We start from the raw sequence: 26,749 nt of genomic DNA, 5'->3' as shown, positions 1-26,749 counted from the left end.
CTCAGGATCTGATAATATCGTCCCGTCTGAGCAGGTCTAATAATTGGCTTACTAAATTTGTTACCAATTGTTGACCTTCCAGATGAATCTCAGGCGATTCAGGCGCTTCGTAAACCGAGTCAATTCCGGTGAAGTTTCGCAGCTCGCCGGCACGCGCTTTTTTGTACAGCCCTTTCGGATCGCGCGCTTCGCAGATCTCCAGCGGCGTATCGACAAACACTTCGATAAAGCGATCCTGCCCCACGCGCTCGCGCACCATCTGGCGCTCTGCGCGGTGTGGCGAGATAAACGCCGTCAGCACCACCAGCCCGGCGTCTGCCATCAGGCTGGCGACTTCACCTACCCGGCGAATGTTCTCTTTGCGGTCGTCGTCGCTGAACCCCAAATCGCTACACAGGCCGTGACGCACGTTGTCGCCATCCAGCAGGTAGGTACTTACTCCCTGCTGATGCAGCGCCTCTTCCAGCGCGCCCGCCACCGTGGATTTACCGGAGCCAGACAGCCCGGTAAACCACAGCACCACCCCACGGTGGCCGTGAAGCTGTTCGCGCTGGGCGACGGTGACCGGATGAGGATGCCAGACGACGTTCTCATCATGGGCGGCCATTACTTGCCTCCCAGCAGATCGCGGGCGCCCCAGTGCGGGAAGTGCTTACGCACCAGCGCGTTCAGCTCCAGCTCAAACGCGCTGAACTCAGAGGTCACGCTCGCCTGCGCGTTAGGCTCGCGCACCATGCCCGCGCCGACGGTAACGTTGGTCAGGCGGTCAATAAAGATCAGCCCGCCCGTCACCGGGTTCTGCTGATACGGATCCAGCACCAGCGGCTCGTCGAAGGTCAGATCCACCAGGCCAATACCGTTCAGCGGCAGCTCGCTCACATCACGGTGGGTCAGGTTGTTGATGTCCACCTGGAACTGAATGCCGTCCACGCGGGCGCGGGTTTTCTTGCCCGCAATTTTGATGTCGTAGCTCTGGCCTGCGGTCAGCGGCTGTTCGGCCATCCACACCACGTCCACGGACGCGCCCTGCACCGCCGCCAGCGTCTCCTGCGCGTCGACCAGAAGGTCACCGCGGCTGATATCAATTTCGTCTTTCAGCACCAGCGTGACCGCTTCCCCTGCCCCGGCTTCCTGCAGGTCGCCGTCGAACGTCACGATGCGAGCTATTGCTGACTCCACGCCGGATGGCAGCACCTTCACGCGCTGCCCCACCTTCACGGAACCGGAAGCAATAGTGCCGGAGAAGCCGCGGAAATCGAGGTTTGGACGGTTCACGTACTGCACCGGGAAGCGCATTGGCTGAGTGTCGACCACGCGATGAATTTCAACGGTCTCCAGCACTTCCAGCAGCGTCGGACCGCTGTACCACGGCATGTTCGCGCTCTGGGAGGCGACGTTATCCCCTTCCAGCGCCGAGAGCGGCACAAAGCGAATATCCAGGTTGCCCGGCAGCTGTTCGGCAAAGGTCAGGTAGCTCTGGCGGATCTCCTCGAATTTTTCTTCGCTGAAGTTCACCAGATCCATCTTGTTGACCGCCACCACCAGGTGCTTGATCCCCAGCAAAGTGGAGATAAAGCTGTGGCGACGGGTTTGATCCAGCACGCCTTTACGGGCGTCTATCAGCAGGATCGCCAGATCGCAGGTGGATGCGCCGGTCGCCATATTGCGGGTGTACTGCTCGTGCCCCGGGGTATCGGCGATAATAAACTTGCGCTTCTCGGTGGAGAAATAGCGATAGGCCACGTCAATAGTGATGCCCTGCTCGCGCTCCGCCTGCAGGCCGTCCACCAGCAGCGCCAGGTCAAGTTTTTCGCCCTGGGTGCCGTGACGCTTGCTGTCGTTATGCAGGGAAGAGAGCTGATCTTCATAAATCTGGCGCGTGTCGTGCAGCAGGCGGCCAATCAGGGTACTTTTCCCGTCATCCACGCTGCCGCAGGTCAGAAAGCGCAGCAGGCTTTTATGTTGTTGGGCGTGCAGATACGCTTCCACGCCGCCTTCGTTGGCAATTTGTTGAGCAATAGTGGTGTTCATGGCGGCTCCTTAGAAATAACCCTGACGTTTCTTCAGCTCCATGGAGCCGGCCTGGTCGCGGTCAATCACGCGCCCCTGTCGCTCGCTGGTGGTGGACACCAGCATCTCTTCGATGATCTCCGGCAGCGTCTGCGCGTTCGATTCCACCGCGCCGGTCAGCGGCCAGCAGCCGAGGGTACGGAAACGGACCATCTGTTTTTTGATCACTTCACCCGGCTGCAGGTCGATACGATCGTCGTCAATCATCATCAGCATGCCGTCGCGCTCCAGCACCGGGCGCTCGGCGGCCAGGTACAGCGGAACAATCTCGATGTTTTCCAGATAGATGTACTGCCAGATATCCAGCTCGGTCCAGTTAGAGAGCGGGAAGACACGAATGCTTTCGCCCTTGTTGATCTGGCCGTTGTAGTTATGCCACAGCTCCGGGCGCTGGTTTTTCGGATCCCAGCGATGGAAGCGGTCGCGGAAGGAGTAGATACGCTCTTTGGCGCGGGATTTTTCTTCGTCACGCCGCGCGCCGCCGAAGGCCGCGTCAAAACCGTACTTGTTCAGCGCCTGCTTCAGCCCTTCGGTTTTCATGATGTCGGTATGCTTGGCGCTGCCGTGGACGAACGGGTTAATGCCCATCGCCACCCCTTCCGGATTTTTGTGCACCAGCAGCTCGCAGCCGTAGGCTTTGGCGGTACGGTCGCGGAATTCGTACATTTCGCGGAATTTCCAGCCGGTATCCACGTGCAGCAGCGGGAACGGCAGCGTGCCCGGATAAAACGCTTTACGCGCCAGGTGCAGCATGACGCTGGAATCTTTACCGATGGAGTACATCATCACCGGGTTAGAGAACTCGGCGGCCACTTCGCGGATAATATGGATACTTTCCGCTTCGAGCTGCCGCAGGTGAGTAAGTCGTTTTTGGTCCATAACCGTTCCTTAAGCCAAATTTACAACAGAAGAACCAAAGCCTTCTGTATCGGTTGTGTGTTGGAACCAGGCGAGGGTGCTGTGCAGCTGCACCACCTCTCCCACCACGATCAGGGCAGGCATCGGGGCGTCTTTCGCCAGGGTTGCAAGGTCTTGTAATGTGCCGATAGCGACATGCTGATCGACGCGCGTACCGCGAGAAATGACGGCAACGGGCGTCGTCGCCTCGCGACCGTGCTGAATAAGCTGTTCGCTGATGTCTGCGGCCTTCATCGTGCCCATGTATATCGCCAGCGTTTGTCGGCTCTGGGCGAGGTGCGACCAGTCGAACGGCGTGCTGTCGGCCTTGTAGTGCCCGGTCACAAAGGTGACGCTCTGGGCGTAATCGCGATGGGTCAGCGGAATGCCGGCGTAGGCCGTGACGGCTGACGCCGCCGTGATGCCGGGCACCACCTGGAACGGCACGCCAGCTTCGGCTGCCGCCTGCAGTTCTTCACCGCCGCGACCGAAAATGAACGGGTCGCCCCCTTTCAGGCGCACCACGGTTTTGCCCGCTTTCGCGGCGGCAATCAGCATCTGGTTGGTATCGTGCTGCGGCACGGAGTGTTCCCCCGCCCGTTTGCCGACGCAGATTTGCTCCGCATCGCGACGGATCAGCTCGCGCACACCGTCGGTGACCAGGTGGTCGTAGAACACCACGTCCGCATCCTGCAGCACCTGCAGGCCGCGCAGCGTCAGCAAACCGGCATCGCCCGGCCCGGCTCCCACCAGAATAATTTCCCCGCCCGTACTGCCGGGATTATCCAGTTCGTCTTCGAGAATTTTCTGCGCCGCCGTCTCATTGCCCGCCTGCATCAGGCTGGCAAAGCGGCCGCGAAATACGCGCTCCCAGAAGCGACGGCGTTCCGTCACGCTGGTCAGGCGGTTTTTTAAATGGTTGCGCCAGTAGCTGGCTTTCTCCGCCATGCGCCCGAGGCTGGTCGGCAGCAGCGCTTCGATCTTTTCCCGCAGCACGCGCGCCAGCACCGGCGCGGTGCCGCCGGAGGAGATCGCCACCAGCAGCGGCGAGCGGTCAACGATCGACGGGAAGATAAACGAGCATAAAGGCTGGTCGTCCACCACGTTCACCAGACGGTAACGGGCCTGGGCCGCGTCGGAGACCCGCCGGTTAAGTTCCCGATTTTCAGTCGCCGCAATCACCAGCACCACGCTGTCGATCTGTGACTCGTCGAAATCCGCCTCTTCAACAACCCGCACCTGTGCCCCTGCGCGCTGCAAAAACGCGATTTTGCGATCGGCAATTTCTCCCGTGCCGACAACTAGTACCGGTCGGTCTTTTAAGGCGGCAAAAAGGGGCAGATAGTCCACAGGCAACAACTCACTAACAACGAGGAATAGAGGGACTATAGGGGGCGGCTTAGATCGAATGAAATTACGAATTGGAATGAGTAGTTACTCAATGGAATAACGCCGTGAAAAAGCAAATACCAAAAAATGCTTAACACGCGAAATTTCGGGCATTTAAGAGCAATTCAAATTGTGTATGGACGATCACAGTTTCATACTATGCACGTTATTATTTTGCTCTGTTTTTAAGGACTCACTATGTTTTCCGCAACGCGCCACCGTATTGCTGCCCTGGCGCTCGGCGTTTGCTTTATCCTTCCGGCTCAGGCAAAAAATCAACCTTATGGCGAAATCGCCACTATGCAGGCGCGACATATTGCGACGGTTTTCCCTGGCCGCATGACCGGTTCACCCGCGGAGATGCTCTCCGCCGACTATATTCGCCAGCAGTTTGCACAGATGGGCTACCAGAGTGACATACGCTCGTTTCACAGCCGCTACATCTATACCTCACGCAATAAAACGCAAAACTGGCATAACGTGACCGGCAGCACGGTGATTGCGGCGCATGAGGGGAAAGCGGCTGAGCAGATTATTATCATGGCGCACCTGGATACCTATGCGCCAATGAGCGACGCCGATATTGATAATAACCTCGGGGGACTGACGCTGCAGGGCATGGACGATAACGCAGCGGGTCTCGGCGTGATGCTTGAACTGGCTGAACGCCTTAAAAATATTCCGACGAAATACGGTATTCGCTTTGTGGCGACCAGCGGCGAAGAAGAAGGAAAACTCGGCGCTGAGAATCTCCTTAAACGGATGAGCGCTGAGGAGAAGAAAAATACGCTGCTGGTGATTAACCTCGATAACCTGATCGTGGGCGATAAGCTCTATTTTAATAGTGGACAGAGCACGCCGAGCAGCGTGCGTAAACTCACCCGCGACCGCGCGCTGGCGCTTGCCCGTAGGCATGGCGTCTATGCCGCAACAAACCCAGGCGGTAACCCGGATTATCCAAAAGGCACTGGCTGTTGTAACGACGGGGAAGTGTTTGATAAGGCAGGCATTCCGGTGTTGTACGTCGAGGCGACGAACTGGGCGCTGGGCAAAAAGGATGGCTATCAGCAGCGCGCTAAATCGAAAGCGTTCCCGGACGGGACCAGCTGGCATGATGTGCGGCTGGATAATCAGCAGCACATTGATAAAACGCTGCCGCAGCGGATTGAGCACCGCAGCCGGGATGTCGTGAAAGTGATGCTGCCGCTGGTGAAGGAGCTGGCGAAAGCGGGCAAAGCCTGATGTCGTTAAGCCCGGTAAGCGCAGCGCCACCGGGCGAAAAAACATTACCCTTCGTGCAGCCCGCACTCGCGCTTCAGCCCGAAGAATCGCGTCTCTTCTTCCGCCATTCCCGGTTCCCATTTGCGCGTGGTGTGGGTGTCGCCCACGGACAGGTAGCCCTGGTCCCACAGCGGATGGTACTTGAGTCCGTGTTTTTGCAGGTACTGATACACCGTGCGGTTATCCCAGTCGATAATCGGTAGCACTTTGAATACGCCGCGCTGTACCGCCAGTACCGGTAAGGTTGCGCGGCTCCCGGACTGCTCGCGGCGCAGGCCGGCAAACCACGTTTGGGCGTTCAGCTCTTTCAGCGCCCGGTTCATCGGCTCAACTTTGTTGATCTCATTGTATTTCTCAATGCCCTCAACGCCCTGCTCCCACAGCTTGCCGTAGCGCGCCTCCTGCCAGGCCGCGCTTTCCGTTGCGCGGTAGACTTTAAGGTTCAGCCTGAGCTTGTCCGTCAGCTCGTCGATAAACTGGTAGGTTTCCGGGAACAGGTAGCCGGTATCGGTGAGGATCACCGGTATGTCCGGACGGATCTGATTCACCAGATGCAGGCTCACAGCCGCCTGAATACCAAAGCTCGACGAGAGCACATACTCTCCCGGCAGGTTTTCCAGCGCCCACGCCACGCGCCCTTCGGCGTCCAGCTTTTCAAGGTGAGCGTTAGTTTCTGCCAGGGCCAGAATGTGTTCGACTTTTGGCAGGTCATTAAGGGCGTTTAGATCGAGTACGGACATAATTACCTCTCGTGGTTACTCCCAGAAATCCCTGGCGGGATCGAGCACCGGGCGAATGATGCCCGCACGCACCGTAAAGTCGCCGAAGCCTTCACCCGCTTCGCGCTCTTTCGCCCAGCGCCCGACAAGCTCGTCGATGGAATCAAGAATTTCCGGCTCGGTGATGTTCTCGCGGAACATACGTGGAATACGCGTGCCGATACGGTTACCGCCCAGGTGCAGGTTGTAGCGACCCGGCGCTTTCCCCACCAGCCCCAGCTCGGCCAGCATCGCGCGACCGCAGCCGTTCGGGCAGCCCGTCACGCGCATAACAATATGCTCGTCCGGAATGCCGTGTTTTTCCAGAATCGCTTCCACTTTGTCGGTGAATGACGGCAGGAAACGCTCGGCTTCGGCCATCGCCAGCGGACAGGTCGGGAACGACACGCAGGCCATCGAGTTTTCACGCTGTGGCTTCACCGCATTCATCAACCCATGCTCGCGCGCCAGTTCCTCAATTTTCGCCTTTTCGCTTTCCGGCACGCTGGCGACGATCAGGTTCTGGTTAGCGGTGATACGGAACTCGCCTTTGTGGATCTTCGCGATTTCCAGCAGACCGGTTTTCAGCGGGCGGCCCGGATAATCCAGAATACGGCCATTTTCAATGAACAGCGTCAGGTGCCAGTTATTGTCGATGCCTTTCACCCAGCCGATGCGATCGCCGCGACCGGTGAATTCGTAAGGGCGGATCGGCTCAAATTTGATCCCCGCACGACGCTCCACTTCCTCTTTGAACGTTTCAACGCCCACGCGCTCCAGAGTGTACTTGGTTTTCGCGTTTTTACGGTCGGTACGGTTGCCCCAGTCGCGCTGGGTGGTCACTACCGCTTCCGCCACGGCCAGCGTGTGCTCCAGCGGCAGGAAGCCGAACTCGCTCGCGGTGCGGGCGTAGGTTTTCTTGTTACCGTGCTCAATAGACAGGCCGCCGCCCACCAGCAGGTTAAAGCCAATCAGCTTGCCGTTTTCGGCAATCGCCACGAAGTTCATGTCGTTGGCGTGCAGATCGATGTCGTTCTGCGGCGGGATCACCACCGTGGTTTTGAACTTACGCGGCAGGTAGGTCTGACCGAGGATCGGTTCTTCGTCGGTGGTGGCGACTTTTTCCTGATCGAGCCAGATCTCCGCATAGGCGCGGGTACGCGGCAGCAGGTGCTCGGAAATTTTCTTCGCCCACTCATACGCTTCGGCGTGCAGCTCGGACTCGTACGGGTTCGAGGTGCAGAGCACGTTACGGTTCATGTCGTTGGCGGTCGCCAGCGCGTCCAGACCCACGGAGTGCAGCATCTGGTGCACCGGCTTCACGTTCTTCTTCAGAATCCCGTGGAACTGGAAGGTCTGACGGTTGGTCAGGCGGATGCTGCCGTAGATCGTGTTTTCACCGGCAAACTTGTCGATCGCCTGCCACTGTTTGGTGGTAATCACCCCGCCCGGCAGACGGCAGCGCAGCAGCATCGCGTGACGCGGCTCCAGCTTCTGTTCTGCACGCTCGGCGCGTATATCGCGGTCGTCCTGCTGATACATGCCGTGGAAACGGATCAGCAGGAAGTTGTCGCCTTTGAAACCGCCGGTCAGGCCGTCATTTAGATCTTCAGCAATGGTGCCGCGCAGATAGTTGCTTTCCAGCTTCATGCGCTCGGCGTCTGTCAGTTTACCTTCGACCACCAGTGGCCCTGGATGTTTTTCGCTCATTAGTAGACATCTCGCTGATAACGGCGCTCAACGCGCAGCTCACTTAAAAATTCATCCGCCGCTTCGGCATCCATACCGCCGAATTCGGCAATCACTTCCAGCAGTGCCTGCTCAACGTCTTTCGCCATGCGATTGGCGTCGCCGCAGACATAAATGTGGGCACCGTCATTGATCCAGCGCCACAGCTCTGCGCCCTGTTCGCGCAGTTTGTCTTGTACGTATACTTTTTCTTTCTGATCGCGGGACCAGGCCAGATCAATGCGGGTCAGTACGCCCTCTTTGACGTAGCGCTGCCACTCAACCTGGTAGAGGAAATCTTCGGTAAAGAGCGGGTTGCCGAAAAACAGCCAGTTTTTACCCGGCGCGTCGTCCGCGGCACGCTGCTGCATAAAGGCACGGAACGGCGCAATGCCGGTGCCCGGACCAATCATGATCACCGGCGTTTCCGGGTTCGCCGGCAGGCGGAAGTTGTCGTTGTGCTCGATAAAGACGCGCACCTCGCCCTCTTCTTCCACGCGGTCCGCCAGGAAGCTTGATGCCCCACCCGCGCGGGCGCGGCCTTCGATGTCGTAGCGCACCACGCCGACGGTAACGTGAACTTCGCTTTCCACTTCCGCCTGGGAAGAGGCGATAGAGTACAGGCGTGGGGTCAGCGGACGCAGCAGACCGATCAGCGCATCGGCATCCAGCTGTGCCGGAGAGAAACGCACCATATCGACAATCGGCGTCGTCGCGGCGTAATGCTGCAGCTTCGCTTTGTCGCCCACCAGCGGCAGCAGGGATTCGCTGCGCGTTAGGGTGGCATAATTCTCGACGATATTCGGGGTGTTCACCGTCAGCTCGAAATGCCACTGCAGCGCCTCTGAAAGTGGCTGGGTTTTGCCGTCAACGGTGACGGGCTCGTCACCCTTCAGCCACAGCAGTTCCACCAGCTCTTTCACCAGTGCCGGATCGTTCTGATACCAGACGCCCAGCGCATCGCCAGGCTGATAGCGCAGGCCGGAGTCGCCAAGATCGATTTCAATATGGCGCACGTCTTTTTCCGAGTCGCGGCCCGTAATTTTCTGGTTCACCGACAGGCTCGCCGTCAGCGGCGACTCTTTGGTGTACGGGCTGGTGTGGATCTCATTGACGGTGCCCGCAGCGGTCACCGCGGCCTGTGCTGGCGTCTCTTTCGGGACGCGGGCTTTCAATACCTCAACGATGCGCGCACGCCATTCAGCGGCGGCAGTCTGGTATTCCACATCCGCGTCCACGCGGTCCAGCAGGCGCTCCGCGCCCAGCTCCGCCAGCTTGCTGTCGAAGTCTTTACCGGACTGGCAGAAGAATTCATAGGAGGTATCGCCCAGGCCAAAGACGGCAAACGCCGTGCCGTTCAGCTTCGGCGCTTTTTTCGAGAACAGGAACTTATGCAGCGCCACCGCTTCTTCAGCGGGTTCACCTTCACCCTGGGTCGAGGCGACCATCACCAGCAGTTTTTCTGACGCGATTTGTTTGAATTTATAATCCCCGGCGTTGACCAGGTTCACGTTCAGTTTGGCGGCCAGCAGATCATCACGCAGCGCTTCGGCCACGCGGCGGGCGTTGCCCGTCTGCGAGGCGCTAATCAGCGTAATGGCAGGAATTTCCACGGCCGTTGCCGGTGCGCCAGCCACCGCGCCAGGCTGCTGGTTGAGCATTCCCCAGAAATAACCGGAGACCCAGGCAAGCTGAGTGGGAGAAAAATCAGAGGTGGCAGCCTGAAGGCGCGCCAGTTGCTCCGGGTTAAGGGGAAGCAAATTTGAAGGTGGGGCCTGTGTTGTCATGCGTCGTTATGTTCCAGTAGCCAAGCGGACTTTAAGCGAATAAATCCAAACTGAAGATAAGGTTAACGGCGTGGATAATAACAATTAAAGAAGGGATGGAAATAATAAATAACCAAATGGACTAACCTGTTTTAGTTATCGTTCTTAGCGATAAAAACGATTGAATAACCATTTGAAATAAAACAACAAAAACCAATAATCACCCTGAATACCGGGCGTTCACCGTTCAGAGCCGTTTTAGTTAATGCTAAAAATTGTGCTTTCCGGTACTATGCGGCGGTTTTTTCCGCATTACTGAGAGCGATCATGTCCACCACACTGTTTAAAGATTTCACCTTCGAAGCCGCCCACCACCTTCCGCACGTTCCTGCAGGACATAAATGCGGCCGCCTGCACGGGCATTCGTTTCTGGTGCGTCTTGAGATCACCGGTGAAGTTGATCCGCATACCGGTTGGATCATGGACTTTGCCGAGCTGAAGGCCGCGTTTAAGCCGACCTACGATCGTCTGGATCACTACTATCTCAACGATATTCCGGGTCTGGAAAACCCGACCAGCGAAGTGCTGGCAAAATGGATCTGGGATCAGATGAAGCCGCTGGTACCGCTGCTGAGCGCGGTGATGATCAAAGAAACCTGCACGGCAGGCTGCGTGTATCGCGGAGAGTAAAAAAAAGCCCGGCAAAACCGGGCTTTTTTTTTAGGCAATATTCAGATACTTGTGCGTCTGCATCGACAGGCGCCAGTTGCGCGCAATGCAGGTTTCAATGCACAGGCACGTCGCATCCTCTTTCTGGCTGATCGGCTGCAGGGCGATTACCCGCTGCTTCTCATCCGTCAGCGTCGCCAGCAGTTCATCCAGCGCTTCGATATCACGTACGCGTCCTACCGGATGCTTAATTTCATCCGCGCGCTCCAGCGCCTGAGACAGCACGTCATACCCGCCACGCATATTCACTTTTGGCGATACCGTCACCCAGGTGGTGTGCGAGCAGCGCACTTCATGGGTGCCGCTGGTCTCAATCTGGCAGCTGTAGCCGTTCTTTTCGAGCAGCTCGGTCAGCGGCGTCAGATCGTGAATGCAAGGTTCGCCGCCGGTGATGACGACGTGGCGAGCCGTCCAGCCCTGGCGACCAATAATGGCCAGCAGGTCTTCTGCACTGCCCGCGCCCCACTTATCGCTCTCTTTGGTTTTCGCCAGAATGCTAAACAGCGACACTTCCCGATCTGCGAGCTTATCCCACGTATGTTTGGTATCACACCAGGCACAGCCAACCGGGCATCCCTGTAAACGAATAAAGATAGCGGGAACGCCGGTAAAGTAACCCTCGCCTTGCAGGGTCTGGAACATCTCGTTAATCGGGTACTGCATAGTCATCTCAGTAAAGGGGATAAACGATAAGTATCGCAGATCCCCGCCGGATGGTCATGCTCCATCGGTGCTTTGCGCGCTAATCGCCGCCATAAAGCGCGCGGTAATTTGCTGTGGGCGGGTGATCGCCCCGCCGACAACGACCGTATGCGCGCCCAGCGCCAGACACCGGGCCGCGCGCTCGGGCGTATCCACGTTGCCTTCGGCAACCACGGGGACCGTCACGGCCGCCAGCACCGCTTTCAGGAACGCACAGTCATTCTCCGGAAGCGTATGGCCTGCCGTTTCCGCCGTATAGCCGTACAGCGTGGTGCCAACGCAGTCAAAGCCAAGCGTCTGCGCCGTCACGGCTTCGTCTACGGTGGAAATATCTGCCATCAGCAGTACCGAGGGGTAACGTGAGCGGATGGCCGTGACCAGTGTTTCCAGGGATTCACCGCCAGGACGTTCCCGCGCCGTCGCATCAAGGGCAATGATTTCCGGAGAGACGGCCATGAGCTCATCCACCTCTTTCATCGTAGCGGTGATAAATACTTCGCTCCCTGGATAGTCCCGTTTGATGATGCCGATAACCGGTAAAGACACCTGCTGTTTAATGGCCTCGATATCTACCACGCTGTTGGCGCGAATGGCGAAGGCTCCACCCTGTGCCGCCGCCAGCGCCATTCGCGACATGATAAACGGGCTGTGCAGCGGTTCGTTTTCCAGCGCCTGACAGGAGACGACCAGTTTTCCCTTCAGGTTATCCAGTACATTTTTCATTACGATAAGATCTCTTCCACTTCGTTTTTGATAATCGTGACGTGCGGGCCATAAATGACCTGTACACCGTTACCGCGCACGATAACGCCGCGCGCGCCGGTGGCTTTCAGCGCCGCGTCATTCACTTTGCTGCCGTCTTTGACCGTCACGCGAAGCCGCGTGGCGCAGCAGTCCACCTCTTCCAGATTGTCTTTTCCGCCCAACCCGGCGATCACCGCCGCAGCGCGCTCGCTTTGCGGCAGGCTGACGTCATCAACCATCGCCTCCTTTTCACGGCCCGGCGTGGCGAAATCAAAGCGGTTAATCAGGTAGCGGAAAGTGAAGTAGTAGAGGAAGAACCACGGCACGCCGACCAGCGGAACGAACATCCAGTTGGTTTTGGCCTCCCCCTGCAATATGCCGAACAGCACGAAGTCAATAAAACCGCCGGAGAAGGTCTGCCCGATGGTGATGTGCAGCATGTGCGCGAGCATAAACGCCAGCCCGTCAAACAGCGCGTGAATGACGTAGAGCACCGGGGCAATGAACAGGAAGGAGAACTCGATGGGCTCGGTAATTCCCGTCAGGAATGAGGTTAACGCCGCGGAGAGCAGCAGCCCGGCAACGCGCTTTTTGTTCTCCGGTTTCGCCGTGTGATACATCGCCAGGCAGGCACCAAGCAGGCCAAACATCATCGTGATAAAGCGCCCGGACATGAAGCGTGACGTGCCTTCATAGAAATGCTGCGTGTTCGGGTCGGCGAGCTGAGCGAAGAAGATCCGCTGCGTGCCCTCAACCAGGTGGCCGTTGACGATCTCGCTGCCGCCGAGCGCGGTGGTCCAGAACGGCAGATAGAAGATGTGGTGCAGACCAAACGGGCCAAGCATGCGCAAAATAAAGCCGTACAGCAGCGTGCCAAGATAACCGGTGGCATCCACCAGCCCGCCCAGACCAAAAATAAGCTTCTGGAAATGCGGCCAGACCACGGTCATGATCGCGCCAACGAGTATCGCCGCCAGCGAGCTGATAATCGGGACAAAGCGCGAGCCGCCAAAAAAGCCCAGGAACTGCGGAAGCGCTATCTTGTTAAACCGATGATGCAGCGCGCAGGTCACGAGACCAATCACCACGCCGCCAAACACCCCGGTTTCCAGCGTCTGAATACCCAGCGTCATGCCCTGCCCTACAGCGCCCGGGTTCTCGTGCGCCAGTTTGCCGGTGAGGATCAGCAGCGCGTTGATGGTGGCATTCATCACCAGAAACGCGAGTAGCGCTGCCAGCCCCGCCGTGCCCTTATCGTTTTTTGCCAGCCCGACGGCCACCCCAACCGCAAACAGCACCGAGAGGTTCGCAAACACAATCGAACCCGCACTGCTCATGATGGTGAAAATGGCCTGCAGCCAGCCCACATCTAAAAACGGATAGGCCGCCAGCGTATTAGGGTTCGATAACGCCCCGCCGATACCGAGCAGCAGACCCGCCGCGGGCAATACGGCGATAGGCAACATAAAGGATTTGCCAAAGCGCTGCGCTTTTTCAAACCATCCACCCGACGAAGCGCCACTGAATATTTGCATCATTTTTTCATCCCCCCATTAAAAGATGAAAATTTTTACCATACAAATATTTTATAGTGAAAATTATCATCACAAACCAGGAGGCCGATCATACTTTTTTAAAATGACTGGCATCTTTCCCCCGCTTTCCGCCACACTAGTCGCAGTGAAACACATTAAGGACGTGGCATGTCGGACCATGAAAACCTGCTGCTGAAGCTCCGCCAGGAGGCTTCCGGGTACAGCCCAACGCAACAAAAACTCGGCGAGTTTGTCCTCAGCGACCCTGCCCGGGTGCTCTACCTGACCATCACCGAACTGGCGCGAGAGAGCCACACCAGCGAGGCCAGCGTGACGCGTCTTTGCCGGACGCTGGGATGTAAAGGGTATAACGAATTCAAAATGGCGCTGGCGCTGGACATTCAGCAGGGCCAGCCCGCACGTCAGGCGGGGGATGAGATTGACAGCGTGGTGGATGAATCGGTGCAGGCTTTGCAGGATACCGCGAGACTCCTCGACCGCGCGCTGCTTGAAAAAGCCGCACTGGCGCTGCATCAGGCGCAGTCCGTGCAGATTTATGGCGTCGCGGCCAGCGCGATCCTCGGGGAGTATCTGCATTACAAGTTATTAAGGCTGGGTAAATCCGCACAGCTGTTTAGCGATATGCACCGCGCAGCCATGAATGCGACCACGCTTTCGGCAGAGACGCTGGTGGTGGCGATCTCCAGCTCCGGTTCAACGCGAGATTTACTTCACGTGGTGAAACTTGCCCGCAAGCGCGGGGTGAAGGTTCTGGCGCTCAGCAACACGCCCCGCAGCCCGCTGGCGTCTCTTAGCGATATGCTGCTGGTGGCCGCCAAGCCAGAAGGCCCTCTTAGCGCGGGCGCGCTCAATGCCAAAGTTGGGGTGATGCTGCTGGTCGAATTACTTACGACATCCATGATTGCGCTGGATGGACATTACGCTGACGTCAGCCAGCAAACGGCCAGCGCCACGCTTCCTCTTCTGCTCTGAAAACCCTTCGCAGGCTAAATAAAATAGCCTGCGTTTTATTTTGCTTAATTTTACTTAAGCAGGGCTCAATACATTTATATGATAAATGTTTGGTGTAACAAATTATTTTGTTTATTACAGTTTGAATTATTTCCCCCGCGCTAACCCAGCGACAAAAACAGATTAAAATCATTAAGTTAAAATAAAAACATGAATAAATTGAATTTTTCCGCTTTCTGCAATGTCCAATATTTTCACCTGATTTCCTTTCCTTAAAATAAGCTTAAGACGCTGTCGGTCCCGGCGTTTTATTATTTAAACGCCGTTTACTTTTGCGCGCCTACAATCCGCCTCATCAATCATAATGAGACGGTAATAATGAAGATGTTATTAATTACAGGCGTGACCGGGTTTCTGGGCGGTGCAGTACTTGAAAAAATCCTGACCAGCGATCAATCCGTAAAACTCCTTTTGCTTGCCCGTGCCGGCGATCCGCAAAGCGGGCTGGCGCGCGTGCAGGAGAACATGCGTAAGTTCAACATTTCTGAGGAGAAACTGGCCTCCCTGAGCGTGGATAATATCCTCATCGGCGACCTCAGCCAGCCGGAAGGCTTTCTGAACGATCCCCGTCTGGACCAGGTTACGCATGTCGTTAACTGCGCGGCAGTTGCGTCTTTTGGCAATAACCCGCTGATCTGGAAGGTGAACGTAGAGGGTACGCTAGCGCTGGCGCGCCGCATGGAGCAGGTCGCAGGGCTGCAGCGTTTCCTGCATGTAGGCACCGCAATGTCATGCACGCCGGAGCAGGATTCGCTGGTCGCCGAAAGTGCGGAATTCAGAGAAAACGCTGAGCACCTGGTGGAATATACGTATTCGAAGTCAACCATCGAACAGCTGATGCGCCAGGAATGTCCTAACCTGCCGCTGCTCATCGCCCGTCCGTCCATCGTCGTCGGCCATACCCGCCACGGCTGCACGCCGTCGAGCAGTATCTTTTGGGTCTTCAGCATGGGCCTGATGCTGCAGAAGTTTATGTGCTCGATGGAAGACCGGATTGACGTTGTCCCGGTAGATTATTGCGCCGACGCGATGTTAATGCTGCTGAGCAGCAACGCGCGTCCGGGGGAAGTGGTACACATTTCTGCCGGGGAAGAGAACAGCGTTCGCTTTGCGGATATCGATCGGGCAATGGCGCAGGCGCTGGAGAAAGCGCCCGTTGGCGATAAGTACGCGCAGGTCAGCTACGAAACGCTGGTCAAAATGCGCCGTGAACTGAAAACCATTTTTGGTCCGTGCAACGAACGTCTGATGCTGAGAGCGATGCGCTTATACGGTGCCTTTGCCACGCTGAACGTGCGCTTCAGCAACGATAAGCTGCTCAGCATGGGGATGCCGAAGCCACCTCGTTTTACGGATTATATCGCCCGCTGCGTGCAAACCACCCGGGGACTAACCATTCCCGAGCAGATGGCGGTCGATTTTAAATAACCAAAAAAAATGCCAGTCATTCGACTGGCATTTTCATGTTAAGGCTTAAGCAATTATGCCTGGCCTTTGATCTCTTTACGACCGTTGTAAGGTGCTTTTTCACCCAGCGCTTCTTCGATACGAATCAGCTGGTTGTATTTAGCAACACGGTCAGAACGGCTCATAGAACCGGTTTTGATCTGGCCAGCAGCGGTACCAACAGCCAGGTCAGCAATGGTCGCGTCTTCAGTTTCGCCAGAACGGTGAGAGATAACAGCGGTGTAGCCAGCGTCTTTCGCCATTTTGATCGCAGCCAGCGTTTCGGTCAGAGAACCGATCTGGTTGAATTTGATCAGGATGGAGTTAACGATGCCTTTCTCGATGCCTTCTTTCAGGATCTTGGTGTTGGTTACGAACAGATCGTCACCAACCAGCTGGATTTTGTCGCCCAGTACTTTGGTCTGGTATGCGAAACCATCCCAGTCAGACTCGTCCAGACCGTCTTCGATAGAAACGATTGGGTACTGTTTGGTCAGGTCTTCCAGGAAGTGAGTGAACTCTTCGGAGGTGAACGCTTTGTTGCCTTCGCCAGCCAGAACGTATTTACCGTCTTTGTAGAATTCAGATGCTGCACAGTCCATCGCCAGGGTGATGTCTTTGCCCAGCTCGTAGCCTGCTGCTTTAACCGCTTCAGCGATAACAGCCAGTGCTTCTGCGTTAGAACCCAGGTTTGGCGCGTAGCCACCTTCGTCACCAACAGCAGTGTTCATACCTTTAGCTTTCAGAACTTTAGCCAGGTTGTGGAACACTTCAGAACCCATACGAACCGCTTCTTTCAGGGTTTTCGCGCCAACTGGCTGAATCATGAATTCCTGAATATCAACGTTGTTGTCTGCGTGCTCACCACCGTTGATGATGTTCATCATTGGTACAGGCATAGAGTATTTGCCTGGGGTGCCGTTCAGTTCAGCGATGTGCTCGAACAGTGGCATACCTTTAGCAGCGGCTGCTGCTTTGGCGTTCGCCAGGGAAACGGCCAGGATTGCGTTCGCACCGAAGTTAGATTTGTTTTCAGTACCGTCCAGATCGATCATGATCTTGTCGATGCCAGCCTGATCTTTGGCATCTTTGCCAACGATAGCCTGAGCAATAGGACCGTTAACAGCGCCAACCGCTTTCAGTACGCCTTTGCCCATGAAACGGGATTTGTCGCCATCACGCAGTTCCAGCGCTTCACGGGAACCCGTAGAAGCACCTGATGGAGCAGCTGCCATACCGACGAAACCACCTTCCAGATGAACTTCGGCTTCAACGGTCGGGTTACCACGGGAGTCGATGATTTCACGACCGATGACTTTAACGATTTTGGACATTAGATTTTCCTCAGTACAAGTTAAACTAAAACTCCAGACAAACAACGCGTACCGTTGGTACGCGTTGCCGTTCTAACTTTTTTACTTCGCCTGACGCTTCTGGTACTCGCTGGCGGCTTTCACGAAGCCTGCAAACAGCGGATGTCCATCACGCGGCGTTGAAGTAAATTCCGGGTGGAACTGGCAGGCAACAAACCACGGATGGTTTGGCACCTCGATGATCTCGACTAACTGATCGTCCCCGGAGCGACCCGCAACACGCAGGCCCGCGGCTTCAATTTGTTTCAACAACATATTGTTGACTTCATAGCGGTGACGATGGCGCTCGGTGATGACCGGCTCGCCGTACAGCTTGCGAACCACGCTATCGTCGGACAGCTGGCAGGCCTGTGCGCCAAGACGCATAGTGCCACCCAGATCGCTCTTCTCGGTACGGACTTCGACGTTACCGTCTTCGTCGCGCCATTCCGTAATCAGCGCCACGACAGGGTACTTACAGTCTGGCACAAATTCCGTAGAGTTCGCGTTTTCCATTCCCGCTACGTTGCGCGCAAATTCGATCAGCGCAACCTGCATACCCAGGCAGATGCCGAGGTATGGAATATTGTTTTCACGCGCATAGCGTGCAGTGGCGATCTTGCCTTCAACACCACGGTAGCCGAAGCCGCCAGGGATGAGGATAGCATCCAGATCTTTCAGAATTTCAACGCCACGTGTTTCAACATCCTGCGAATCAATCAGCTTGATGTTCACGGAGACGCGGTTCTTCAGACCACCGTGCTTCAGCGCTTCGATAACGGACTTATAGGCGTCCGGCAGTTCGATGTACTTGCCGACCATACCGATAGTCACTTCGCCTGCCGGGTTCGCTTCTTCATAAATAACCTGTTCCCATTCAGACAGGTTAGCTTCCGGACAGTTCAAGCTGAATCGTTTACAAATATAATCGTCCAGACCCTGTGATTTCAACAGGCCCGGGATTTTATAAATGGAATCGACATCTTTCATTGAAATAACGGCTTTTTCAGGCACGTTACAGAACAATGCAATTTTCGCACGTTCGTTCGCTGGAATGGCACGATCGGAACGGCAAACCAGGATGTCAGGCTGAATACCGATAGAGAGCAGTTCTTTAACGGAGTGCTGAGTCGGTTTGGTTTTCACTTCACCTGCCGCCGCCATGTAAGGCACCAGCGTCAGGTGCATGAACAGCGCGTGTTCACGACCAATGTCTACCGCCAGCTGACGAATCGCTTCGAGGAACGGCAGGGATTCGATATCACCCACGGTACCGCCGATTTCAACCAGCACAACGTCATGCCCTTCGCCACCGGCAAGAACACGCTCTTTGATGGCGTTAGTGATGTGTGGGATAACCTGCACGGTCGCGCCCAGGTAGTCACCGCGGCGCTCTTTACGCAGAACGTCAGAGTAGATGCGGCCAGTCGTAAAGTTGTTACGACGGGTCATTTTGGTACGAATGAAACGCTCGTAGTGGCCAAGATCCAGATCGGTTTCAGCGCCGTCTTCAGTAACGAACACTTCCCCGTGTTGGGTTGGGCTCATGGTGCCAGGATCGACGTTGATGTACGGATCCAGTTTCATCATGGTCACATTGAGGCCACGGGCTTCAAGAATGGCTGCGAGGGAGGCTGCGGCAATGCCTTTACCCAGAGAGGATACGACCCCGCCGGTCACAAAAATATAGTTCGTTGTCATGCTGAACCTGAGAAGTTAGGGTGAAACGATGGAATAACCAGGACGGGAAAGTAGTATACCCGAACACGGCGAGCGCCACAAACTTTCATTCTCCGTCTCCATTCCAGGCCATGACAAACATAAGGAGTGAGAAAATAGCCCCTTTTGGGTAAATGTTTTTGACGCAAATCAAGCGCTTGTCATTTAAAAAATCACACAAATTGCGCTTGATCGCAAAATTCCGTTAGAGATCAGATTCCTGGCGTTTTACTTCCTGCCAGACTTCTTCCATCGCGTCGAGGTCAATTCCGGTCATTTCCAGGCCGCGCGAGGCCACAATCCGCTCGACTTCACGAAAGCGTCGTTCGAATTTCAGGTTGGCTTTTTGCAGCGCGGTTTCCGCTTTTACCCCTAAATGGCGAGAAAGATTGACGGTGGCGAACAGCAGGTCGCCCATCTCTTCCTCCAGCTTTGCTTCATCGACCACCGCCTGCTGCGCTTCGTGCATCACTTCGTCGATCTCTTCATGCACTTTATCCAGCACGGGTCCCAGGGAATCCCAGTCAAATCCTACCGCCGAGCAGCGCTTTTGAATTTTGTGGGCGCGCATCAGCGCGGGCAGGCTCAGCGGGATGTCGTCCAGCGCAGAGTGTTGGGACTTTTCAGCGCGCTCGGCGCTTTTAATCTGCTCCCAGCGGGCCAGCACCTCTGCGCTGTTTCCTGCGGTGGCATCGCCAAAGATATGCGGATGGCGGCGCTCCAGCTTGTCGCTGATAGCGGCACAGATATCGTCAAAGTTAAAGCGCCCTTCCTCCTGCGCCATCTGGGCGTAGAACACTACCTGGAACAGCAGGTCGCCGAGTTCACCGCGCAGGTCATCGAAATCCTCGCGTGAAATGGCGTCCAGCACCTCATAGGTCTCTTCGAGGGTATAAGGTGCGATGGTCGCGAAAGTCTGCTCCTTGTCCCACGGGCAGCCGTTTTCCGGGTCGCGCAGGCGTTTCATGATGCCGAGCAGGCGGTCGATTTGAGTCATAGTTCTGTCCTGATGAAAAATGCCGGGTGGCGGCGTTGCCTTACCCGGCCTACGGAAGAGGATGTTTAGCCGCCGTGCAGACGACGCGCGTCAATCACATCCGGCACCTGGTTTAGTTTGCCCAGCACGCGGCCGAGCACCTGCAGGTTGTAGATTTCGATGGTCATATCGATGGTGGCAAGCTGCTCGCGGGTATCGCTGCGGCTGGCGACGCCCAGCACGTTGACCTTCTCGTTGGCGAGAATGGTGGTGATGTCGCGCAGCAGCCCGCTGCGATCGTTGGCGGTGACGCGCACCACCAGCGAGTAACCGGCGGAGTAGCTCTCACCCCAGACCGCTTCCACGATACGCTCCGGCGCATGGGACTGCAGCTCGGCAAGCTGGTCGCAGTCGGAGCGGTGGATCGAGATCCCGCGCCCCTGGGTGATAAAGCCGACGATATCGTCCCCCGGAATCGGCTGGCAGCAGCGGGCAATATGGTGCATCAGGTTGCCCACGCCCTCGACCACCACGCGGCCGTTGTCTTTGCTGCGCTGCTGCGGGGCATAGGTTTTCTGCTGCAGCTGCTTCAGCGCCGCCGCGTCCTGCTCTTCCGCGCTAGGCTTGTTGAACTGCGCCTGCAGGAAGTTGACCATCTGATTCAGACGGATATCACCGCCACCAATCGCCGCCAGCAGCTCGTCCAGCTCGTTGAAGTTGTAGCGCGGCAGCAGGAATTTCTCTGCTTCTTTCAGGCTGATCCCGATATGCTCCAGCTCGTCGTCAAGGATCTGGCGACCGGCAAGAATGTTTTTGTCACGATCCTGCTTGCGGAACCAGGCGTGTATTTTGGAGCGCCCGCGGCTGGTGGTGACGTAACCGAGGTTCGGGTTAAGCCAGTCGCGGCTCGGGTTTGGCTGCTTCTGGGTAATGATTTCAATCTGGTCGCCCATCTGCAGCTGATAGGTAAACGGCACGATACGTCCGCCGATCTTCGCCCCGATGCAGCGGTGCCCCACGTCGCTGTGGATGTGGTAGGCAAAATCGAGCGGCGTGGAGCCAGCCGGCAGGTCGACAACGTCCCCTTTCGGGGTAAAGACGTAGACACGGTCATCAAAGACCTGGCTGCGCACTTCGTCCAGCATCTCGCCGGAATCGGCCATCTCCTCCTGCCACGCAATCAGCTTGCGCAGCCAGGCGATGCGGTCTTCGTGGCCGGAGCGTGCCCCGCCAGAAGTGCCCTCTTTGTACTTCCAGTGCGCGGCTACGCCCAGCTCGGCGTCTTCGTGCATCTGTTTGGTGCGGATTTGAATCTCGACCGTTTTGCCGCCGGGGCCAAGCACCACGGTATGAATGGACTGGTAGCCGTTCGGTTTTGGGTTCGCGACATAGTCGTCAAATTCATCCGGCAGGTGGCGGAAGTGAGTATGTACTATCCCCAGCGCGGCGTAGCAGTCCTGCAGACGCTCCGCCACGATACGCACGGCGCGCACGTCAAACAGCTCGTCAAAGGCGAGGTGTTTCTTCTGCATTTTGCGCCAGATGCTGTAGATATGTTTTGGTCGACCGTAGACTTCGGCGCGGACGTTCTCTTCTTTCATGGCCTGACGCAGGCCGCTGACAAACTCGTCGATATAGTGCTCACGATCGATACGGCGCTCATGCAGGAGTTTGGCAATGCGCTTGTATTCTGCCGGATGCAGATAGCGGAAGCAGTAATCTTCCAGCTCCCATTTCAGCTGACCAATACCTAAGCGGTTCGCCAGCGGCGCATAGATGTTCGTACACTCTTTGGCGGCCAGCACGCGCTCGTCTTCCGGCGCATCTTTCACTTCACGCAGATGGGCAATACGCTCGGCCAGCTTGATGACCACGCAGCGAAAATCATCCACCATGGCCAGCAGCATCCGGCGGACGTTATCAACCTGCTCAGAGGAGACGGAATCGGTATGCGCGGCTTTTAGCTGGCGAATGGCCGCCATATCGCGCACGCCGTGGATCAACGCAACGACGGATTTGCCGACGCTGTCGCGCAGCACATCCTCGCTGACCACATCCGCATCCGCGAGGGGGAACAGCAGCGCGGCCTGCAGCGTTTCGATGTCCATGTTCAGCATGGACAAGATTTCAACCATCTCCACGCCGCGCCACAAGAGCAGATCGGCATCCGGGTGTCCCTGCGTGGTGCGCAGACAGTAGGCCCAGGTTTCGGTTAAGCGTTCACACGACTGCTGGCTGGAAATTCCCAGACTTGCGATCCATTTTTGTGGGTCAAACTCCCCAGCTTTATTGAGATGTGCACTTCTTACCGCAACCATTGTCCTCTCCTTTAGGGACCAGGGCCTGTCGAAGTCGACAAGCCAAACAAATTAGATGTGCTCGAACAACGCCATCGATTCCAGATGTCCAGTGTGCGGGAACATGTCCAGCATTGCCAGACGCCGAATCTGGTAACCCGCGCTGTTTAACGCCTCACTGTCACGGGCAAGCGTTGCCGGGTTACAGGAAACATAGACCACACGCCTGGGCGCGAGTTTAATAATATGCGCCATGACGCCTGGGGCACCTGCACGCGCCGGGTCGAGCAGGATTTTGTCGAAACCCTGCTTTGCCCACGGCTGTTGAGTGACATCTTCCTCAAGATTTTGATGAAAGAATGTCACATTTTGCAAGCCGTTCTGCTCTGCGTTTTCCTGGCCTTTGACCACCAGCGCCTCAACGCCTTCCACCCCGACCACGCTTGCCGCTCTGCGCGCCAGCGGCAGGGTAAAGTTACCCATGCCGCAGAACAGATCGAGCACACGGTCAGTGGGCTGTACGTCAAGCCATTCCAGGGCCTTCGCCACCATTTGCTGGTTTATGCCGTCGTTGACCTGGATAAAATCACGCGGACTGAACGTTAAGCGTAGCCCGTCTGACGCATACCAGGGAGCTTCGCCCGATACCTGTTCAAGTATCTCGCTTTGAGGCGCGAGGAAAAGCGCAAGCTCATGAGAATGCGAAAAGCGTTCCAGTTTTTCGCGATCTTTTTTCGACAGCGGCACGGTGTGGCGCAGCACCATTAGCGGGCCGTTGTTCGCCAGCACCAGTTCAACGTGGCCCAATGAACGCACCCCGTCGAGCGATGCAAGACAGCGGTGCACGTCCGGAAGTAACGCCTCAAGATGAGGCACCAAAATGGGGCACCGCTTCACGTCAACAATATCGCTGGAGGCCGCTTTGCGAAAACCCATCTCCAGCCGCTCCGTTTTGGGCTGATAGCTCAGGCTCAGGCGCGCGCGGCGGCGATAGCCCCAGGGCTCATCGGCGATAATCTCGTCAACTTCGTGTTTAAGAAGGCGCGCCAGCGCGCGGCTTTTACTTTTTTGCTGTAATTCTGTGCTCGCATGCTGTTGCTGGCAGCCTCCGCACACGCCAAAATGTGGACAGCGGGGCTCCACGCGCTCCGGGCTCGCGTTGAGGCGACGCTTCACCTGTCCGCGCGCGTACTGACGCTTGTCTTCCGTCAGCGTAATTTCTGCTCGTTCTCCTGGCAGCAAACCTGTTATAAACAGAGTCTTACCGTTGTGACGAGCCACTCCCTGACCAAACGGATCAAGGTCCGTGGCTTCAACAGTAATGATTTGACGCGTCGTCACGCGTCGCTTTGCAGAGTAGAATTGCGCCATCGCCGAGATTTTTCTCACATAAACATAATTATCTTAATTGTCCCATAACGGAACGCCATGACCAACTACAGCCTGCGCGCGCGCATGATGATTTTGATCCTCGCCCCCACCGTTCTCATCGGTTTGCTGCTGAGTATCTTCTTTGTGGTGCACCGCTATAACGATTTGCAGCGACAGCTGGAGGACGCGGGTGCCAGCATTATCGAACCGCTCGCCGTCTCAAGCGAGTATGGGATGAACCTGCAAAACCGTGAATCCATTGGGCAATTAATCAGCGTGCTCCACCGCCGCCACTCGGATATCGTCCGCGCTATTTCCGTCTACGACGAACATAACCGCCTGTTTGTCACCTCAAACTTTCATCTCGATCCGACCACGCTGAAGATCCCTGACGGTACGCCCTTCCCGCGCCATCTCACCGTGTTGCGGCGCGGCGACATCATGATCCTGCGCACGCCGATCGTGTCGGAAAGCTATTCACCCGATGAGTCTGCGCAATCCGATGCCAAATCCAGCAATAACATGTTGGGATATGTAGCGCTTGAGCTGGATCTCAAGTCGGTACGGCTGCAGCAGTACAAAGAAATTTTTATCTCCGGCGTGATGATGCTGTTCTGCATTGGTATTGCGCTGATCTTCGGCTGGCGTCTGATGCGCGACGTCACGGGCCCCATCCGCAACATGGTTAATACCGTTGACCGCATCCGCCGGGGACAGCTCGACAGCCGCGTGGAAGGGTTTATGCTGGGCGAGCTGGATATGCTGAAAAATGGCATTAACTCGATGGCGATGTCGCTGGCGGCCTATCACGAAGAGATGCAGCATAACGTTGACCAGGCCACCTCTGACCTGCGCGAAACGCTGGAGCAGATGGAGATCCAGAACGTTGAGCTGGATCTGGCGAAAAAGCGCGCTCAGGAAGCGGCGCGTATTAAGTCTGAGTTTCTGGCCAATATGTCGCACGAGCTGCGTACGCCGCTGAATGGCGTGATCGGCTTTACCCGCCTGACCCTGAAAAGCGAGCTGAATCCTACTCAGCGGGATCACCTGCACACCATTGAACGTTCGGCCAATAACCTGCTGGCGATCATTAACGACGTGCTGGACTTCTCCAAGCTGGAGGCGGGCAAACTGATTCTGGAAAGTATTCCCTTCCCGCTGCGCAGTACGCTCGATGAAGTGGTGACGCTACTCGCGCACTCGTCGCACGACAAGGGCCTTGAGCTAACGCTTAATATTAAAAACGACGTGCCGGACAACGTTATTGGCGATCCGCTGCGCCTGCAGCAGGTCATTACCAATCTTGTCGGGAATGCCATTAAATTCACCGAAAGCGGCAACATCGACATCCTGGTAGAAAAACGCGCTATCAGTAATAACAAGGTGCAGATTGAGGTTCAAATCCGCGATACCGGTATCGGCATTCCGGAGCGGGATCAGTCGCGTCTGTTCCAGGCCTTCCGCCAGGCAGACGCCAGCATCTCCCGCCGTCATGGCGGCACCGGTCTGGGGCTGGTGATCACCCAGCGTCTGGTGAACGAAATGGGCGGCGATATCTCTTTCCACAGCCAGCCAAACCGCGGCTCAACCTTCTGGTTCCATATTAACCTCGACCTCAATCCGAACGTGCTGACCGACGGCCCGGTGACGGACTGTCTGAAAGGTAAGCGCCTGGCCTACGTCGAGCCTAACGCGGCAGCGGCGCAGTGCGCGCTGGATATCTTAAGCACCACGCCGCTGGAGGTGGTTTACAGTCCAACCTTCTCGGCCCTGGCCGTTGATCATTACGACATTCTGCTGATGGGGATCCCGGTGACCTTCACCGGCGAGCTGACCATGCAGCAGGAGCGGCTGGCGAAAGCCGCGTCGATGACCGACTATCTGCTGCTGGCGCTGCCCTGCCACGCCCAGCTTAATGCGGAAGAGTTGAAAAACGACGGTGCGGCCGCGTGCCTGCTTAAACCACTCACCGCAACCCGCCTGCTGCCCGCCCTCACGGAGTATTGCCGTCTTAGCCAGCACGCACTGCCGTTGATTAACGACGAGCAAAAACTGCCCATGAGCGTGATGGCGGTGGATGATAATCCGGCAAACCTGAAGCTAATCGGCGTATTGCTGGAAGACCAGGTTCAGCATGTTGAGCTGTGTACCAGCGGCGCCCAGGCGGTTGAACTGGCTAAACAGATGCAGTTCGACTTAATTCTGATGGATATTCAGATGCCGGGCATGGATGGCATTCGTGCCTGCGAGCTGATCCACCAGCTCCCGCATCAGCAGCAAACCCCGGTGATTGCGGTCACCGCGCATGCGATGGCCGGTCAGAAAGAGAAGCTGCTGAGCGCCGGGATGAATGATTACCTGGCGAAACCTATCGACGAAGAGAAGCTTCATAACCTGCTGTTACGCTATAAGCCGGGGCACATTGGCGGAACATATACGGTTTTCAGCGAGCCGGTTGAGGTAAGCGTTAATCAAAATGCGACCTTTGACTGGCAGCTGGCGCTGCGCCAGGCGGCAGGGAAACCCGATTTAGCGCGAGAGATGCTGCAAATGCTGGTCGCGTTTCTGCCGGAAATCCGTAATAAGGTTGAAGAACAGCTGGTGGGCGAGAACCCGGAAGAGCTGCTGGAAGCGATCCACAAGCTGCACGGCAGCTGCGGCTACAGCGGCGTACCGCGGCTGAAAAACCTCTGCCAGCTGCTGGAGCAGCAGCTGCGCGCGGGTACGCCGGAATCGGAGCTTGAACCGGAGTTCCTGGAACTGCTGGATGAGATGGATAACGTGACGCGGGAAGCGATGAAGGTGTTGGGGAGCTGAGGGAAAAGCCCGGTGGCGCTACTGTATGACCGGATACATAGGTGACAGATCAGACCGGGGACATAGGTAACACTTTTAGTCTATCCGGAGCACACTCTGGGTTTTTCGGTCGTAGTACGCAAGCGTTATTCCGTTAAAGA

The 26,749-nt window shown here is 56.5% G+C and carries 20 protein-coding genes; 5 read left to right on the top strand and 15 right to left on the bottom strand.

All coding sequences use genetic code 11. The features are described from left to right. Position 1: 1 nt before the first annotated feature. Genes cysC through cysG form a run of 4 tightly spaced genes read right to left on the bottom strand, consistent with a single transcriptional unit; the run spans position 2 to position 4,308 of the window. Positions 2 to 607, bottom strand: a complete 606-nt coding sequence (gene cysC / locus ACTJI7_RS19375; protein WP_028014242.1) for an adenylyl-sulfate kinase — start codon at positions 605 to 607, stop codon at positions 2 to 4. Beyond that, positions 607 to 2,031, bottom strand: coding sequence for a sulfate adenylyltransferase subunit CysN (gene cysN, locus ACTJI7_RS19370; RefSeq protein WP_199886703.1), 1,425 nt, complete (start codon positions 2,029 to 2,031; stop codon positions 607 to 609). The genes cysC and cysN overlap by 1 nt, the downstream gene beginning before the upstream one ends. 9 nt (positions 2,032 to 2,040) lie before the next feature. After that, the gene (gene cysD / locus ACTJI7_RS19365; protein WP_008499613.1) at positions 2,041 to 2,949 is read right to left on the bottom strand and encodes a sulfate adenylyltransferase subunit CysD; all 909 of its coding nucleotides are present in this window, start codon (positions 2,947 to 2,949) and stop codon (positions 2,041 to 2,043) included. Positions 2,950 to 2,958: 9 nt separating this feature from the next. Then, positions 2,959 to 4,308 carry a siroheme synthase CysG gene (gene cysG, locus ACTJI7_RS19360; protein ID WP_162269371.1) on the bottom strand — a complete coding sequence of 450 codons (1,350 nt, stop codon included), beginning with the start codon at positions 4,306 to 4,308 and terminating at the stop codon, positions 2,959 to 2,961. Positions 4,309 to 4,554: 246 nt separating this feature from the next. Here cysG and ACTJI7_RS19355 point away from each other — a divergent pair, with 246 nt between their 5' ends. Continuing rightward, positions 4,555 to 5,598: an aminopeptidase gene (locus tag ACTJI7_RS19355; protein ID WP_047367482.1), complete on the top strand. Its 1,044-nt coding sequence runs from the start codon at positions 4,555 to 4,557 to the stop codon at positions 5,596 to 5,598. Positions 5,599 to 5,642: 44 nt separating this feature from the next. Here ACTJI7_RS19355 and cysH read toward each other — a convergent pair whose 3' ends face one another. The 3 genes from cysH to cysJ are packed head-to-tail and all read right to left on the bottom strand — an operon-like array spanning position 5,643 to position 9,910. Continuing rightward, positions 5,643 to 6,377 carry a phosphoadenosine phosphosulfate reductase gene (cysH, locus tag ACTJI7_RS19350; RefSeq protein WP_047367481.1) on the bottom strand — a complete coding sequence of 245 codons (735 nt, stop codon included), beginning with the start codon at positions 6,375 to 6,377 and terminating at the stop codon, positions 5,643 to 5,645. Between the two features lie 15 nt (positions 6,378 to 6,392). Then, complete coding sequence (gene cysI, locus ACTJI7_RS19345) at positions 6,393 to 8,105, bottom strand: assimilatory sulfite reductase (NADPH) hemoprotein subunit (protein WP_045261277.1); 1,713 nt, start codon at positions 8,103 to 8,105, stop codon at positions 6,393 to 6,395. Then, complete coding sequence (cysJ, locus tag ACTJI7_RS19340; protein ID WP_440670861.1) at positions 8,105 to 9,910, bottom strand: NADPH-dependent assimilatory sulfite reductase flavoprotein subunit; 1,806 nt, start codon at positions 9,908 to 9,910, stop codon at positions 8,105 to 8,107. The genes cysI and cysJ overlap by 1 nt, the downstream gene beginning before the upstream one ends. A 306-nt stretch (positions 9,911 to 10,216) precedes the next feature. Between cysJ and queD the strand changes: the two genes are divergently transcribed. Then, positions 10,217 to 10,579 carry a 6-carboxytetrahydropterin synthase QueD gene (queD, locus tag ACTJI7_RS19335; RefSeq protein WP_063155096.1) on the top strand — a complete coding sequence of 121 codons (363 nt, stop codon included), beginning with the start codon at positions 10,217 to 10,219 and terminating at the stop codon, positions 10,577 to 10,579. Between the two features lie 30 nt (positions 10,580 to 10,609). Here the strand turns inward: queD and queE are convergent, their stop codons facing one another. The 3 genes from queE to ACTJI7_RS19320 are packed head-to-tail and all read right to left on the bottom strand — an operon-like array spanning position 10,610 to position 13,602. Beyond that, complete coding sequence (gene queE / locus ACTJI7_RS19330) at positions 10,610 to 11,281, bottom strand: 7-carboxy-7-deazaguanine synthase QueE (protein WP_440670863.1); 672 nt, start codon at positions 11,279 to 11,281, stop codon at positions 10,610 to 10,612. 54 nt (positions 11,282 to 11,335) lie between these two features. Beyond that, positions 11,336 to 12,043 carry an N-acetylmannosamine-6-phosphate 2-epimerase gene (locus tag ACTJI7_RS19325; protein ID WP_045261276.1) on the bottom strand — a complete coding sequence of 236 codons (708 nt, stop codon included), beginning with the start codon at positions 12,041 to 12,043 and terminating at the stop codon, positions 11,336 to 11,338. Then, positions 12,043 to 13,602: a maltose/glucose-specific PTS transporter subunit IIC gene (locus ACTJI7_RS19320; protein WP_069732761.1), complete on the bottom strand. Its 1,560-nt coding sequence runs from the start codon at positions 13,600 to 13,602 to the stop codon at positions 12,043 to 12,045. Before ACTJI7_RS19320 ends, ACTJI7_RS19325 begins: the two co-directional genes overlap by 1 nt. 165 nt (positions 13,603 to 13,767) lie before the next feature. Between ACTJI7_RS19320 and ACTJI7_RS19315 the strand changes: the two genes are divergently transcribed. Continuing rightward, positions 13,768 to 14,592, top strand: a complete 825-nt coding sequence (locus ACTJI7_RS19315; protein WP_028014252.1) for a MurR/RpiR family transcriptional regulator — start codon at positions 13,768 to 13,770, stop codon at positions 14,590 to 14,592. A gap of 357 nt (positions 14,593 to 14,949) precedes the next feature. Then, positions 14,950 to 16,059, top strand: a complete 1,110-nt coding sequence (locus ACTJI7_RS19310; RefSeq protein ID WP_063155097.1) for an SDR family oxidoreductase — start codon at positions 14,950 to 14,952, stop codon at positions 16,057 to 16,059. Between the two features lie 53 nt (positions 16,060 to 16,112). Here ACTJI7_RS19310 and eno read toward each other — a convergent pair whose 3' ends face one another. The 5 genes from eno to rlmD form a co-directional block, all read right to left on the bottom strand. Next, a complete protein-coding gene (eno, locus tag ACTJI7_RS19305) occupies positions 16,113 to 17,411 on the bottom strand; it encodes a phosphopyruvate hydratase (RefSeq protein WP_006811784.1) in 1,299 nt (432 codons plus the stop codon). 81 nt (positions 17,412 to 17,492) lie between these two features. Beyond that, complete coding sequence (gene pyrG / locus ACTJI7_RS19300) at positions 17,493 to 19,130, bottom strand: glutamine hydrolyzing CTP synthase (protein ID WP_028014254.1); 1,638 nt, start codon at positions 19,128 to 19,130, stop codon at positions 17,493 to 17,495. A gap of 223 nt (positions 19,131 to 19,353) precedes the next feature. Then, the gene (gene mazG / locus ACTJI7_RS19295; RefSeq protein WP_045261274.1) at positions 19,354 to 20,145 is read right to left on the bottom strand and encodes a nucleoside triphosphate pyrophosphohydrolase; all 792 of its coding nucleotides are present in this window, start codon (positions 20,143 to 20,145) and stop codon (positions 19,354 to 19,356) included. A gap of 65 nt (positions 20,146 to 20,210) precedes the next feature. After that, the gene (relA, locus tag ACTJI7_RS19290) at positions 20,211 to 22,442 is read right to left on the bottom strand and encodes a GTP diphosphokinase (RefSeq protein WP_028014256.1); all 2,232 of its coding nucleotides are present in this window, start codon (positions 22,440 to 22,442) and stop codon (positions 20,211 to 20,213) included. A 51-nt stretch (positions 22,443 to 22,493) separates the two neighbouring features. Next, complete coding sequence (gene rlmD, locus ACTJI7_RS19285; protein ID WP_063155098.1) at positions 22,494 to 23,792, bottom strand: 23S rRNA (uracil(1939)-C(5))-methyltransferase RlmD; 1,299 nt, start codon at positions 23,790 to 23,792, stop codon at positions 22,494 to 22,496. 57 nt (positions 23,793 to 23,849) lie between these two features. On the opposite strand from rlmD, the gene barA reads away from it, so the two are divergent. Further along, positions 23,850 to 26,609 carry a two-component sensor histidine kinase BarA gene (barA, locus tag ACTJI7_RS19280; protein ID WP_041908411.1) on the top strand — a complete coding sequence of 920 codons (2,760 nt, stop codon included), beginning with the start codon at positions 23,850 to 23,852 and terminating at the stop codon, positions 26,607 to 26,609. The last annotated feature ends 140 nt before the right edge of the window (positions 26,610 to 26,749 follow it).

The organism is Enterobacter sp. 22499, assembly GCF_052044815.1.
Lineage (GTDB): Bacteria > Pseudomonadota > Gammaproteobacteria > Enterobacterales > Enterobacteriaceae > Enterobacter > Enterobacter bugandensis.
The sequence above is the reverse complement of the archived record's forward strand: the minus strand, read 5'-3'. Positions and strand labels throughout refer to the sequence as shown.